This window comes from Soonwooa sp. T0.1_25 (assembly GCF_057652215.1).
The window spans coordinates 68,398-82,143 of sequence record NZ_JBYFBZ010000006.1; the positions used below are offsets into that span (position 1 = coordinate 68,398).

The 13,746-nt window shown below is 35.1% G+C and carries 13 protein-coding genes; 10 read left to right on the forward strand and 3 right to left on the reverse strand.

All coding sequences use genetic code 11. The annotated features are described in order from the left end of the window. The first annotated feature begins 108 nt into the window (after positions 1–108). The 5 genes from thrS (at position 109) to rplT (ending at position 4,091) form a co-directional block, all read left to right on the forward strand. Positions 109–2,046 carry a threonine--tRNA ligase gene (gene thrS, locus AC23MB_RS09675; RefSeq protein WP_487787132.1) on the forward strand — a complete coding sequence of 646 codons (1,938 nt, stop codon included), beginning with the start codon at positions 109–111 and terminating at the stop codon, positions 2,044–2,046. 88 nt (positions 2,047–2,134) lie between these two features. Continuing rightward, positions 2,135–2,665, forward strand: a complete 531-nt coding sequence (gene infC, locus AC23MB_RS09680) for a translation initiation factor IF-3 (RefSeq protein WP_312323971.1) — start codon at positions 2,135–2,137, stop codon at positions 2,663–2,665. Positions 2,666–2,839: 174 nt separating this feature from the next. Continuing rightward, positions 2,840–3,307 carry a hypothetical protein gene (locus AC23MB_RS09685; protein WP_487787133.1) on the forward strand — a complete coding sequence of 156 codons (468 nt, stop codon included), beginning with the start codon at positions 2,840–2,842 and terminating at the stop codon, positions 3,305–3,307. 124 nt (positions 3,308–3,431) lie between these two features. Continuing rightward, positions 3,432–3,629 carry a 50S ribosomal protein L35 gene (gene rpmI / locus AC23MB_RS09690; RefSeq protein WP_027384637.1) on the forward strand — a complete coding sequence of 66 codons (198 nt, stop codon included), beginning with the start codon at positions 3,432–3,434 and terminating at the stop codon, positions 3,627–3,629. A gap of 117 nt (positions 3,630–3,746) precedes the next feature. Further along, a complete protein-coding gene (gene rplT, locus AC23MB_RS09695; RefSeq protein WP_079665485.1) occupies positions 3,747–4,091 on the forward strand; it encodes a 50S ribosomal protein L20 in 345 nt (114 codons plus the stop codon). An 84-nt stretch (positions 4,092–4,175) separates the two neighbouring features. Here the strand turns inward: rplT and AC23MB_RS09700 are convergent, their stop codons facing one another. Next, positions 4,176–4,610, reverse strand: a complete 435-nt coding sequence (locus tag AC23MB_RS09700) for an FKBP-type peptidyl-prolyl cis-trans isomerase (RefSeq protein ID WP_487787134.1) — start codon at positions 4,608–4,610, stop codon at positions 4,176–4,178. A 136-nt stretch (positions 4,611–4,746) separates the two neighbouring features. On the opposite strand from AC23MB_RS09700, the gene AC23MB_RS09705 reads away from it, so the two are divergent. From AC23MB_RS09705 to AC23MB_RS09725, 5 genes are all read left to right on the forward strand, one after another. Further along, on the forward strand, positions 4,747–7,227 hold the full coding sequence (locus tag AC23MB_RS09705; RefSeq protein WP_487787135.1) for a hypothetical protein: 2,481 nt from the start codon (positions 4,747–4,749) through the stop codon (positions 7,225–7,227). Positions 7,228–7,369: 142 nt separating this feature from the next. Next, a complete protein-coding gene (gene lpdA, locus AC23MB_RS09710; RefSeq protein ID WP_487787136.1) occupies positions 7,370–8,758 on the forward strand; it encodes a dihydrolipoyl dehydrogenase in 1,389 nt (462 codons plus the stop codon). Between the two features lie 67 nt (positions 8,759–8,825). After that, positions 8,826–9,719: a tetratricopeptide repeat protein gene (locus tag AC23MB_RS09715; protein WP_487787137.1), complete on the forward strand. Its 894-nt coding sequence runs from the start codon at positions 8,826–8,828 to the stop codon at positions 9,717–9,719. A 6-nt stretch (positions 9,720–9,725) separates the two neighbouring features. Next, on the forward strand, positions 9,726–10,760 hold the full coding sequence (locus AC23MB_RS09720) for a hypothetical protein (protein ID WP_487787138.1): 1,035 nt from the start codon (positions 9,726–9,728) through the stop codon (positions 10,758–10,760). A gap of 35 nt (positions 10,761–10,795) precedes the next feature. Further along, positions 10,796–11,596, forward strand: a complete 801-nt coding sequence (locus AC23MB_RS09725; RefSeq protein WP_487787139.1) for a patatin-like phospholipase family protein — start codon at positions 10,796–10,798, stop codon at positions 11,594–11,596. Here AC23MB_RS09725 and AC23MB_RS09730 read toward each other — a convergent pair. Beyond that, positions 11,571–12,359, reverse strand: a complete 789-nt coding sequence (locus AC23MB_RS09730) for an alpha/beta hydrolase family protein (RefSeq protein ID WP_487787140.1) — start codon at positions 12,357–12,359, stop codon at positions 11,571–11,573. The genes AC23MB_RS09725 and AC23MB_RS09730 overlap by 26 nt on opposite strands. A gap of 21 nt (positions 12,360–12,380) precedes the next feature. Further along, a complete protein-coding gene (locus AC23MB_RS09735) occupies positions 12,381–13,742 on the reverse strand; it encodes a M28 family peptidase (protein ID WP_487787141.1) in 1,362 nt (453 codons plus the stop codon). Positions 13,743–13,746: the final 4 nt, after the last annotated feature.

Genomic DNA, 13,746 nt, shown 5'->3' on the forward strand with positions numbered 1-13,746 from the left:
TCTTATTCAATTTTAAAAACTTTGCGTTTAATCTCAATCTGCTTGGCAATTCCCTTGTTAAATAACTGAAAAAAACACTAAATTTGTACTTTAATTTTTTATATCATTATGCTTAAAATTACGCTTCCTGATGGCAGCATCAGAGAATTTGAAGGAGCAGTATCTCCACTTCAAGTTGCACAAAGTATCAGTGATGGGTTAGCTAGAAATACCATCTCTGCGGTCGTTAACGGCAAACAGACAGAAGTCGACACGCCTATAACCGAGGATTCTACCGTGCAATTATTGACGTGGAATGATGATATGGGAAAGAAAGCTTTTTGGCATTCATCAGCGCATCTTTTGGCACAAGCTATTATGGAATATTATCCAGATGCAAAGCTGACAATTGGTCCTGCGATTGCTAATGGATTCTATTATGATGTAGATTTCGGTGATCATCCACTTTCTGAAAAGGATTTCGAAAGACTTGAGAAAAAGATTTTAGAAAACGCAAAAAAGAATTCGACTTTTAATTTAAGAGAAGTTTCAAAAGCTGATGCGCTTAAAGAATATGCAGACAATCCTTTCAAAACTGAATTGATTGAAAACTTACCAGACGGCGAAATCACTTTTGTGACACACGATAACTTTACAGACCTTTGTCGTGGTGGACACATCCCGTCAACAGGCATTGTAAAAGCTGTTAAAATCCTAAATGCTGCTGGTGCATACTGGAGAGGTGATGAGAAGAATAAGCAGTTAACGAGAGTTTATGGTATTTCGTTTCCTAAACAAAAAGAACTTACAGAATATCTAGAAAGATTAGAAGAGGCAAAACGTCGCGACCACAGAAAGTTGGGTAAAGAGATGGGGATATTTACATTTTCTGAAAAAGTTGGTGCTGGTCTTCCACTTTGGTTACCAAAAGGTGCAATGCTTAGAAAGAAACTAGAACATTTCTTATCAGTTGCACAGAAAAAACAAGGTTACGAATTTGTAATTTCGCCACACATTGGACATAAAGATTTATATGTAACTTCTGGACATTACGAGAAATATGGTGCAGATAGTTTCCAACCAATCAAAACTCCAAACGAAGGTGAAGAGTTTTTATTAAAACCAATGAACTGCCCTCACCACTGTGAGATTTACAAAGCGCAACAATGGTCTTATAGAGATCTTCCGAAACGTTATGCAGAGTTTGGTACAGTATATCGTTACGAGCAGTCTGGTGAGCTTCACGGCTTGACGAGGGTTCGTGGATTTACACAAGATGATGCGCATTTATTCTGTATGCCAGACCAATTGAATGAAGAATTTGAGAAAGTAATCGATTTAGTATTGTATGTTTTCGGTTCTTTAGGATTTGAGGATTTTACAGCTCAGATTTCATTAAGAGATCCAGAAAATAAGCAAAAATATATCGGTAGTGACGAAAATTGGGACAAAGCTGAAAGTGCAATCATCAATGCAGCAAAAGCTAAAGGTCTTAAAACTGTAACCGAATATGGTGAAGCGGCTTTCTATGGTCCGAAACTTGATTTTATGGTGAAGGATGCTTTGGGTAGAAGCTGGCAGTTAGGTACAATCCAGGTAGATTATAACCTTCCAGAAAGATTCGATCTTTGGTATACAGGTAGCGATAACGAAAAACACAGACCAGTGATGATTCACAGAGCACCATTTGGTTCTATGGAGCGTTTTATCGCAATTTTGCTAGAGAATACTGCAGGAGATTTCCCATTGTGGTTGGCGCCAGATCAATTCATCATTCTTCCAATTAGTGAAAAATATGTAGACTATGCTAAAAAAGTTTCACAATTGTTAGAAAATCACGATATTAGCGGTCTAATTGACGAAAGAAACGAAAAGACTGGTAAAAAGATTCGTGATGCCGAATTAAACAAGATTCCTTTCATGCTTGTCGTTGGTGAAAACGAAGCTGGAAATAACACAGTTTCGGTGAGAAGAAGAGGCGAGGGCGACCTTGGGGAAATGAAGATTGATGATTTTATCAGTTATTTTAAAACTGAAAGCCAAAAAGGTATCAAGTCTTTTGATTAATTTTAAAAATTCAAAAGATTAAAAATAAATAATATTAACATAAAATTTTAAGACAATAGCACTAAGAAGAAACAACAGTAGAGGCCCGATGCGTCGTCCAGTACAGGAGGACTTGCATCAGATTAATGGTAAAATCCGAGCAAAAGAAGTTCGTCTAGTTGGCGATAATGTGGAGCCCGGTGTATATCCTTTAGCTAAAGCCCAACAGATTGCAGATGATCAAGAATTAGATCTTGTTGTAATCTCAGACAAGTCAGAACCTTATATTGCGAGAGTTCTGGATTATAAAAAATTCCTTTACGAACAAAAGAAAAAACAAAAAGAACTTAAAGCTAAGCAAGTTAAAGTTGTTGTTAAAGAGATTCGTTTTGGTCCTCAAACCGATGAGCACGATTACGAATTCAAGAAAAAACACGCTGAGAAATTCTTAGAAGAAGGTTCTAAATTGAAAACTTATGTGTTCTTCAAAGGACGTTCAATCATTTTTAAAGACCAAGGCGAGATTTTACTTTTAAAATTAGCTCAAGAACTAGAGCACGTTGGTAAAGTAGATCAGTTGCCTAAGTTAGAAGGTAAAAGAATGATTATGATGATGAGCCCTAAAAAGCCAGCTAAATAAACAATCAAAATAGTGAAACAATAATTTTTGATTTTCATCACTATTATTAAATAAGAAAGAGACTTTTCGAAGTCTCTTTTTTTGTTTCTATGTTATAATTAAAAATAATACAGGTTTTTGTTTCTTGAATGTATCATTTTTATATTTTTGATGAAATTATTAAAATACAAACAGGTGAAAAGCGTATTTAAGTTTATTTTTTATTCGATGATTTTATTAAGTATATTCAATTGTAAAGATCGCGATGAGATAATACGAGGTACGATCATCAATGTCAAATTTGATTATAATGTTTTAAAAGATGGAAAATTTCTTTTTGATGATCCAGCTTTTAAAAAAGAGAGTATAAGAATCCTTTATTTAAGGGATGGTAAATGGACAGAATATTACCAAGGTAATTTGGATGCTGCCTATGGCTATATGTTTTACGATAAAGACAATCATAATTATATAAGATTATTTCCTTATGATTATGGTAAAGATGGTCATGAGACTTTCAAAATAAAATATGATGACACTGTAACTGACGAAATAAAAGCTGAATTTACTTATTGGAAAAATGGAGAGTCACTTAGTAAGTTGTGGTATAATGGGAAAGAATTTCTGAATCCTACAAGTTCTATCTTCACAATTGAAAAATAAGATTATTATTTTACATAATAGGTTAGCATGGCTAATAGTCTTCTAGTATTTTACAATATCATATTTTTGTTGTATATTTGCAAACTTGAAATGATATTGATAACAAAATATAAAACGCAGAACAATGCCAAAATTAAAAACTAAATCAGGTGCTAAAAAGCGTTTTGCTCTTACTGGTACTGGTAAGATCAAAAGAAAAAATGCTTTCAAAAGCCACATCTTAACAAAGAAAGAAACTAAGCAAAAGAGAAATCTTACGCAAACTTCTTACGTTGCAGCTGTGGACACTAAGAGTGTTTTACGTCAATTAGCTATTAAGTAGTTTTTATTAACCAATATTCGGTTTTTAAGAATTCAACAAATTCAAAAAATTTAACCCTGAAACGGAGCACATAAGAGCAATAACATTGCCGCCCTTTTCAAAAAAACAATTTACATTATGCCAAGATCAGTTAACGCTGTAGCGTCTAGAGCGCGCAGAAAAAAAGTAATGAAGCAGGCTAAAGGTTTTTTCGGTAGAAGAAAAAATGTTTGGACTGTAGCTAAAAACGCCGTGGAAAAAGCAATGCAATATGCTTACCGCGGTAGAAAAGAGAAGAAAAGAAACTTCAGAGCACTTTGGATTACTCGTATCAACGCGGGGGCTAGAGAGCACGGGATGTCTTACTCTCAGTTTATGGGAGCTCTTAAGAAAAACAACATCGAGCTTAACAGAAAAGTTCTTGCTGACTTAGCAATGAATTATCCAGAAGCTTTCAAAGCTGTTGTAGATCAAGTAAAATAATTAATCATTTTTGTTATCAATATAAAACCTGAACTTTTGTTCAGGTTTTTTTATTTTTTATAAATTCTATAGCACAAAATTTTACTATTTAATCCCAATTAATTCAACTTCGAAAATTAAGGTTGAGTTTGGTCCAATTTCTTTTGAAATTTGTTGATCGCCGTAAGCTAAATGTGGTGGAATAACGAATTTCCATTTGCTACCAGTCGACATCAATTGCAAACCTTCTGTCCAACCAGAAATCACGCGGTTAAGCGGAAAACTTGCAGGCTTATTTCTTTGTACAGAACTGTCAAATACTTCGCCTGTTATTGTTGTACCATGATAATGGCAAATAACCGTATCGCGAGCTTCAGGACTTCTACCTTCAGATTCGGTCATAACTTGGTATTGCAGGCCACTTTCCAAAGTGATAACACCTTCTTCTTTTCCGAATTTTTCTTGGAAAGCTTTACCTTCTTTTAGGTTTTTCTCTGCTAAAGCTTTTTTCTTTTTTGATAATAAATCAGCAATTCCCATTTTATAAATTTTTACAAATTTAAGCATTTAGAATTTTGAACATTGTTAAAAACTTGACTTTATAACTTCATTAACTAAAGAAGTAGTGTAGAATTCGATATATATATTTATTTTCGCAACAGCTTAACGCAAGAATATGATTAAAAAAATATACGCTTTATTCCTTATCTGCTTTGCAGTATTCGCATTTTCGCAATCGACGATTAAAGTAACTACCGCTGGCAAAACTGCACCAATTGCACAAGCTTCGATCTATTGTAATAACAAATTGTTGGGAATTACTGATATCCACGGAAGTTTAATTTTTAAAACTAAATGTGATAAAGTCACTGTTAAACATCAAGATTACGAAGATGCTGATGTGGTAGTCGACAAAATTATGGAAGTCTCTCTAGAGAAAGAAGAATCTAATGTCAACAAGATAGAAACTGTTGTTGTCAATGATAAAAGCGATGCTAGAGCACTTGCAATTTTAGATAAAGTTAATAGTAATTTTAAAAATAATTCACCAAAGAGTTTAGAATCATACGAATTTAAGTCTTACGAAAAAATGTCTTTTGATTTTGATGAAGATTCTGTTAAAATCTACCAAAATTATATGGCTAAACGAAAAGATTCGTTGAACGCATTTCCTGTTAAAGAACTGAAACAAACAAAAAAGGAAAAGAAGGATTCTTTAATGGATAAAGATTTTGAAAATGTGATGATTGACAGCAAACTTTTCCTTTGGGAACGTGCTAATCAATACTTATATTCTGAAAAATTCGGGGAGAAAATCAATGTTTTGGACAATCGTATTTCTGGTCTTAAAGAGCCTATTTATCAGCTTTTGGTCATGCGATCTAACCGAAATAAAATACCAAAAGAAATTCTTCCTGAGAACAGAAATCTTTACAGATATTATTTAACGGATTCTATCGAGATTGATGGACGCGAGAATTACGTGATTCGCTTCCGAGAAGTTGGCACCAAAACGCAGTCAAACCGCCGAAAATACAATGGTTATCTCTATATTGATCAACAAAGTTTTGCGGTCAAAAAAATCGAAAGTAATAGTAAAAACAGAAATGATGGCAGCGTAACTTCTGTTTGGACACCAATTAACAACAAATGGTTTCTACAAAAGGAAAATCTAAAGTTAAGAGCGGGAAGCCAATCATTCGAAAATACAGATAAAAAGCCTGACATTAAAGATGACATGACGGCGGAAGAAAAGCGTGCAGAAAGGCGAAAGCTAATGACACGTTTCGGAAATTATGTCTACATGAAAGTCGATTATTTCGATTTCGAAACACCTGTAGACTTTACGGCTAAAGACTTCAAAGGTTATACAATGACCGTTAAAAATACAGATGGAAGTCTTCTTGATAAGTATCGAACAGATAGTTTAACAACGCGTGAAAAGCTCACTTATATTAAAGTTGACAGCCTTGGGCAGAAATACAATGTTGACAAAAAAGCAAGTCTTGTTAGTAACCTTTTGCGTGGCAGAATTCGTCTTGGGATGTTCGACGTCGACCCTTTTGGTAGCAACTATAACCGTTACGAAGGTATTAGATTGGCTGTTCGCGCTAAGTTGAACGAAAATTTTAACAAATACATTTCGCCGGATGCTTATGTTGCTTATGGTTTCAAAGATTCTAAGTTTAAATATGGTGTTGGTGTGGATGTTAAAACGACCTTGGATTACAATTCATTTTTCCGTGCAGAATATTATGATGATGTAGAATCTTCGGGGCGATTTAGTCAGAATTTATGGAGTTTTAAAATGCAGTTTATGAATTCTGGGGTAGATTTACAAAATGATAAGTTCTACCGTTTTCAAGGTGGGAAACTTAGTTACGAAGTCGATCTAAACAATGCGTTGACGATGCGACTTTCTGCTAAACGCCAAAATGAAGAAGCGAAATTTGATTATTTCTACAACAACGACAGCCGCTTGTTCAAGAATTTTTCAACGATGTTGACTTTAAAATATTCACCAAATTCTCAGAATATTATGACGCCGTCGGGTAAGTTGACTTATGATCAAAAGTTCCCAGAGGTGTATTTTAATTTTGAACAAGCTATGAAAACTTTGGGCGGCGAGTTTAACTATTCTCGTGTAGATGTCTTGTTGACGCATCAATTCGGAACTAAACTTGGTAGAACAGGTGTTAGGTTATACGGTGGTTTGATGACGGGCAATGCTCCAATTTGGCATCATTTCCAGATGGGAGGTTTGGATTCTTCTAACAACGATAGCTTTTTCTCGCATTTCAATTTGACAACTTATTTAGGTTTTGCAACGATGGAGGCAGGCAAATATTTCAATGATAAATTCATAGGATATTACTTTACACATCGTATCCCTTGGTATTTTAAAAGTTTTGGCAGAAACACCTCAAGTTTTGATTTGGTGTACAAAGGGACCATTGGCGATATGAAGAATATGGGGCAGCATCAATTTAATTATAATAAGCTAGATCATTTATACCAAGAAGTTGGATTAGAGTATAACAATTTTTTGAGTACAGGATTTAATTTAGGTCTATTTTACAGAGTTGGACATTATTCAACCAACAAATTCAGTGAAAATTTTGCAATTCAGTTAAAGCTTAAATTTTTAGGTTTTTAAGCTAAAGTGCTTTTAATAAAGACTTTTGTTAAGTTTTATTAAATTATGATATCAGTGAAAAATTAATAAAAAAAGTACATTAAAATTAATTTGAACACAAAAAGAAAAAAATCCTTATTTTTGATAAAAATTTTTAGATCTAATGAAATACGATATTATTGTCATCGGTAGTGGACCTGGAGGATATGTTACAGCGATTAGAGCTGCACAATTAGGTTTCAAAACAGCAATTGTTGAGAAAGAAAATCTTGGAGGTATCTGCCTTAACTGGGGATGTATCCCAACAAAAGCTTTGTTGAAATCTGCACAAGTTTTCAAATATATCAACCATGCAGAAGAGTACGGACTTAATAAAGTTGATGCTACTTTCGAATTCCCGAACGTAGTAAAAAGAAGTCGCGGTGTTGCTGAAAAAATGAGCAAAGGTATCGAGTTTTTGATGCGTAAAAATAAAATCGATGTGATCATGGGCGCTGCTAAAGTGAAGAAAGATCGCAAAATCGACGTTACAGATAAAGACGGAAAAGTTACAGAATATAGCGCTGATAACATTATCCTAGCGACTGGTGCAAGATCTAGAGAACTTCCTAATCTTCCACAAGATGGCGTTAAAGTGATCGGTTACAGACAAGCTTTAGCACTTCCAGAACAACCAAAATCTATGATTGTTGTTGGATCTGGAGCTATTGGTGTTGAGTTCGCTTACTTCTATGCAACTATGGGGACTAAAGTTACTGTTGTAGAATTTATGCCAAACATCGTTCCTGTAGAAGACGAAGAAGTTTCTAAACATTTAGAAAAATCTTTGAAGAAAGCTGGTATCGAAGTGATGACAAACGCTTCAGTTGAATCTGTTGATACTTCTGGCGCTGGTGTAAAAGCTAACGTAAAAACAGCAAACGGAAATATTACATTAGAAGCTGACGTTCTTCTTTCGGCTGTTGGTATTGCTGCTAACATCGAGAACATTGGTCTAGAAGAAGTTGGCATCCAAACAGATAAAGGTAGAGTTTTGGTTAACGAATGGTACCAAACTTCAGTGCCTGGATATTACGCAATTGGTGATATTATCCCAACTCAGGCTTTGGCGCACGTTGCTTCTGCGGAAGGTATTACTTGCGTTGAAAAAATTAAAGGTCTTCACGTTGAGAAAATCAACTATGGCAACATCCCTGGATGTACATATTGTTTACCAGAAATCGCTTCTGTTGGTTTGACAGAAAAGCAAGCTAAAGAAAAAGGTTACGAACTTAAAGTTGGTAAATTCCCGTTCTCAGCAAGTGGAAAAGCGACTGCCAATGGTGATACAGACGGATTTGTAAAGGTAATTTTTGACGCTAAATATGGCGAATGGTTAGGTTGCCACATGGTTGGTACAGGTGTTACAGAAATGATTGCTGAGGCGGTTGTTGCTCGTAATCTTGAGACGACAGGTCATGAGGTTCTTAAATCTATTCACCCTCACCCAACATTATCGGAGGCGGTAATGGAAGCTGTAGCTGCGGCTTACGGCGAGGTTATCCATATTTAATCTTAAGATTTAGAAATATTGATGCTGTATCTTGTATAAGATGCAGCATTTTTTTATTTTAGTGCTGATGAAAAAAATTCTATTGATTTTAGCAATTGGCTTATTCTGTATTCAGAATGTGTCTGCTCAAGAAAAAATGTCAAAAGATGATCGCGAAAACTTGGCGCGACAACAATTTGACGATGGTGAGTATCAAAAATCCTTAACCAATTATAATATCCTTTTAAAAGATGATGAGAATAATGCTAGTTATCTTAATGGAAGAGGATTAGCCTATTTTCGATTAGGAAATTACGCGAAGGCAAAACAAAATTTTGCAATGGCAACCTTGTTTTCTCAGAAGGATGCAACGATTTGGTCTAATCTAAGCGCTGCTTATAATAATCTCAACGAAAACGAAAAGGCTTACGAAACAGCAGTTAAAGCTTTGCGTTATGGCAAATCTGCATTAACAGTTTTTAATGCGGCATCCAATGCTAATAATGTTGAAAGACTTGACGAAGCGCTTTCTATTTTGGATAATGCTGGAGAATTTAGAACAAATGCGATGGAAGATTTGTACGCAAGAGTGTATTCCAAAAAAAACGACTATCATAATAGCATTAAGCATTTCGAAATTTTCTTCAAGAATTTTGATGATAATGATAAAATAACATTTAATGTTTTATCAGAAAAAAGATCCTACTTTTTTGCTTTGATGGGTAAGTTAGCAGACGAAGCAGCAACGTCTCCACCTAAAGATAATGCTTTGCTGAAAGAGCTTTTCGAAGAACTGGCAAATAGTACAGGTTATGAATTTGATTCTAAATTCGCATTACATTCTAGTTATGAGATGATTAGAGCAATTAAAAAGAATTCGGCTTATAGAGAATATTTTTTAGAATTTGTAAAATTGATAAAAGATAAAGATAAGGCCTACATTTTGCTAAACGAATTAAATGACACAGAAAACTATAAATAAAAATTGATGGAAGAACAACACAAAAAAAACTCTAACGAACCTAAGCAATCACCTCAACCACACACACCTTCTAATCCACCAACTCAACAGGAAGATTTACAAAAGAAGAACAAACAATTATACTACATTATTGGAGGTCTTGCAGTTCTTTTACTTGCTGGATTAGTTTACTTTTTCGTAAGTAAAAAAGATCCTAAAAAACCAGAAGTGGTTAACACTGGTGTCAAAATACCTGCGGATAGTGCTAAAGTAGATTCTGTGAAAACCACACCTGGTTCACCAGAAGGTTACGAAGGCGAAGAAGGCGAGTACGAGCCTTACACAGAGAATTATGTTATTGCAAAAGATGCCAATCTTCGTGATGCACCTAATGCACAAACCTCAAATATTGCTGGTAACCTAAAGTTTGGACAAAAACTTTTTGTTGATAATCAATACGAAAACCCAAGCTTCGCGAAAGTTTATCTTGAAAAACCTGTTAAAAATGTAGTATCTCAACCTTATTACATGTTGAAATCTAACGTTGTAGAATATTATAACTTTGACGATTTCAAACAATCATTTTCTTTAGGAAAGTTTTCAGAGTTAGAAGCTCGTGTTAAGCGACTTATTTTGGATAATAAATACAATGATGGGACAACATACAGTGTAACCCAGAATGCTGATCGTGCGAAGAATACTGTGTCGTATGGCGATTTCGATGGTGATGGACAAGCGGACGTTGCGGTTATCTTAGACAATAACGAGAAGCAAAGCTCAAGATTATTGATTATCTGTACTAACCAGAATTCTAAAGAACCATATTTGGCTTACGCAGAAAATTATTCTGATAAGATGAGATTAAGCTCTTTCAAAAAGAAAGCATTAATTTATATGAATACTGACAACCTTACTCCTTCGCCTATTGATGGGGTTTTGCTAAACAGTGAAAATGCTAAATTGGTAATTCTGTATGATAAAAATAACCAAAAATACAGAACTTACTACCAAGAAGAATATGCAAGTGCAACTGCTGAAGCAGCTTACGACAGTGCAGATTAATTTTAAGTTTTAAATAAAATAATGCGGTAGAAAATATGTCGAAATACAAAACAGGTTTGGTACTTTCAGGTGGCGGAACAAGAGGTCTTGCACACGCGGGAGCCATAAAGTTTCTAAATGAAATTGGTATTGATGTTGATATTCTGGCGTGCTGTAGCGCAGGTTCTATAGTTGGAAGTTTATATGCAGCTGGACGAAATCCTGACGAAATTTTAGATTTTTTTAAGTCGGTATATTTTTTCAATTGGAAGCATTTTACTTTTAATAAACCGGGTTTTGTATCATCACAATTGTTCACGCATTATCTCGATCCGATTTTTGGAGATTCCAAAATTGGCGGCCTCAAAAAAGAAATTCGGATGATTGCTACTGACCTTATCAGCGGCGAACAAAAGATTTTTGATAAACAAACAAAAGTAGTTGATGCGATTATTGCATCCTCGTCTATTCCTGGCATCGCCACACCTTATATAGTTGGTGATGCCATGTATAGCGACGGTGGTGTTCTCAATAATTTTCCTGCAGATATTATCCTTAGCGAATGTGAAAATATGATTGGCATCTATGTGACGCCAATTCAGGATGTTAAAATGAGTGATCTTAACTCGATCCGAGCTATTACGACAAGGGCTTATGATCTGCTTTCTCACCGAACAGAAATCCACAAATTTGCTTACTGCGACTGGTTTATAACTTCAAAAAAACTGGCACAGTATGGCACTTTTGAACGTAAACCTTCTCGGCTTGAAGAGATTTTTGATATTGGTTACGAAAGTGCAAAAAAAAGCTTTTACGATCAGGAAGAAGATTTTACTTCACTGTTTTTAAAAACTTAGTCAAAGGCTTCCAATATTCTTCGGCATCAGGAAAGTTGCTACTTAATGTAACTTCGCCGTGATAACCTTCCCAATTAGTTGGTAAAAAATCTTGTTTTTTAGTTGATTTTACATTGTTGAAAATTTCAATCCAATGTGACTTTTCATCTTTTGCAGATGACACAAAAGTTGGGATGTTGACATCTTTTGCAAAATCAGCAATTGTTTTGTTTTCGATTTTAAAATATTCTCCAGGCGAAAAAGTCACCAAAGCTGCATAATCTTGAGGATGTTTGCTAACACTATAAAAGCCTAAAGAAGCAGAGTAGGAACTCCCAAAATATATGACTTTTTTAGCGTTTAGATTCTTTTTTGCATAGTCGTATGCCGCTTCAATGTCAGGAACACTATTTTCGAATTGCGTTGGCAGATTTTTAGAATTTGCTTCCGAAAAACTTTCATTAAGCACATTTCCAAATTTGTAACCAGAACGTAGATCTACAGCCAAAACATTAAAACCTAAAGCTACCAATCTTGGCGCAATATCGCGATAAACACCACGACTAGAACCTGCTTGATGAAAAGCTAGAATAAGTGGTGCGTTTTTAGAATTTGCATCGTAATAATCTGCATAAACTCTTATTTTCCCGTCTTTTGAAGGAAAGCTAATGCTTTTAAAATTAAAATTATTTTGAGATATACTAGCTAGATTTTTTGGATGGTTTTCACATGAAATAGTCAATGCGCCAAGTCCAAGTAATGATAATACGATTAGCTTTTTCATTTTTTTTAAATTTTATTCTGCTTACTTCCAATATTGATCGACCATGTAGATTAACTGCGTCATAACTGTTGCGCCTAGAAGAAGCTCGCGGCGGTTAACTTTTTCAAAAGTATCTTCTTCGGTATGGTGAATGTCAAAATAACGTTGAGAATCTGGTACAAGACCTGCAAGATCAGTTCCTGTGGCTTTCATAGGACCAATATCCGTCCCAGCGTAGGTTTCCGTAAAGTCGTAGATGCCATACGGAAGGAATAGATCTTTCCAAGATTTAATAATATTACGCTTGTCCTCAGACATATCGAGTCCAAAACCTCTTGGTGAAAAACCGCCGCTGTCACTTTCGATTCCGAAAATATTTTTTTCGCCTTTGCTCGCGATGGCTTTTGCGTAGGTGATTCCACCTTTAACACCATTTTCTTCGTTAGCAAAGCAAACTACTCGGATCGTATTTTTATTAGGTAAATTTAATTTTTTAAAAGTTCTCAAAGCCTCGATAGATTGTACAATTCCGGCGCCATCATCGTGTGCACCTTCACCAACATCCCAAGAGTCGAGATGTCCACCAACAACAATCACGTTTTTGGATTCCTTACCCGTGATTTCACCGATGACATTGTAAGATTTAACATCAGCTTTCATCGTGCAGTTAGAATTAATCTTCGCCGAAAGTTTATTTGTTTTAGCAAGATTCGCTAAGTCTATCGCAGATTTTGGACCGATGGCAATAGCTGGAATTTTCTCAACGCCATCCTCATACTTCATCGCGCCTGTGTACGGAACATCATCATAAGCCGAACTTATCGACCGAATAATAACCGCTTTGCCTCCTTTTTTTGCAACTTCTGCAGCTGCAACACGTCTCACAGTACCTGCTTTTCCATACGCATGCATTGTTTTAATAAATTCTTGAGGAAATTCATTATTAAAAAGGATAATTTTCCCTTTAATTTGTTCCGCTGGTACTTTATTAAAATCTTCTAAACTGTTAAAAACAAGCAAGTCGCCAACCAAATCTTTTCCTTTTGTTCCTTCCGAATTACCAAGAGAAAGCATTTTTATTTTCTTCCAAGATCCGTTAGCGGTTTTAATGTTCAAAGATTCTTGACCGCGATACCAATTGGGAACCATTACTTCTTCTAACCAAACTTTATCTGCGCCAGCTTCTTTTAATTTCTGCTCAGCCCATTTTACAGCTTTCGCATTAGCTTCAGATCCGCTTAATCGATGGCCGATATTTTTCGTTAAATCATAAAGTTGATCGTAGGCTTGACCATCTTTCATAATTAAATTTGAAATTGATCTAAACTGAATCGAATCTTGTTTAGTCTGCGAAAAAGCAAAAAAACTTGCCGAAATAGCTATGGAGAAGAAGAGTTTTTTCATTGAT

What these genes read in the sequence shown, in the direction of transcription:
- AC23MB_RS09700 (WP_487787134.1), bottom strand. Translation starts at nt 4,610, where the DNA reads ATGGGAATTGCTGATTTATTATCAAAAAAGAAAAAAGCTTTAGCAGAG.
- AC23MB_RS09735 (WP_487787141.1), bottom strand. Translation starts at nt 13,742, where the DNA reads ATGAAAAAACTCTTCTTCTCCATAGCTATTTCGGCAAGTTTTTTTGCT.
- AC23MB_RS09715 (WP_487787137.1), top strand. Translation starts at nt 8,826, where the DNA reads ATGAAAAAAATTCTATTGATTTTAGCAATTGGCTTATTCTGTATTCAG.
- lpdA (WP_487787136.1), top strand. Translation starts at nt 7,370, where the DNA reads ATGAAATACGATATTATTGTCATCGGTAGTGGACCTGGAGGATATGTT.
- infC (WP_312323971.1), top strand. Translation starts at nt 2,135, where the DNA reads ATGCGTCGTCCAGTACAGGAGGACTTGCATCAGATTAATGGTAAAATC.
- AC23MB_RS09720 (WP_487787138.1), top strand. Translation starts at nt 9,726, where the DNA reads ATGGAAGAACAACACAAAAAAAACTCTAACGAACCTAAGCAATCACCT.
- AC23MB_RS09725 (WP_487787139.1), top strand. Translation starts at nt 10,796, where the DNA reads ATGTCGAAATACAAAACAGGTTTGGTACTTTCAGGTGGCGGAACAAGA.
- rplT (WP_079665485.1), top strand. Translation starts at nt 3,747, where the DNA reads ATGCCAAGATCAGTTAACGCTGTAGCGTCTAGAGCGCGCAGAAAAAAA.
- thrS (WP_487787132.1), top strand. Translation starts at nt 109, where the DNA reads ATGCTTAAAATTACGCTTCCTGATGGCAGCATCAGAGAATTTGAAGGA.
- AC23MB_RS09705 (WP_487787135.1), top strand. Translation starts at nt 4,747, where the DNA reads ATGATTAAAAAAATATACGCTTTATTCCTTATCTGCTTTGCAGTATTC.
- AC23MB_RS09730 (WP_487787140.1), bottom strand. Translation starts at nt 12,359, where the DNA reads ATGAAAAAGCTAATCGTATTATCATTACTTGGACTTGGCGCATTGACT.
- rpmI (WP_027384637.1), top strand. Translation starts at nt 3,432, where the DNA reads ATGCCAAAATTAAAAACTAAATCAGGTGCTAAAAAGCGTTTTGCTCTT.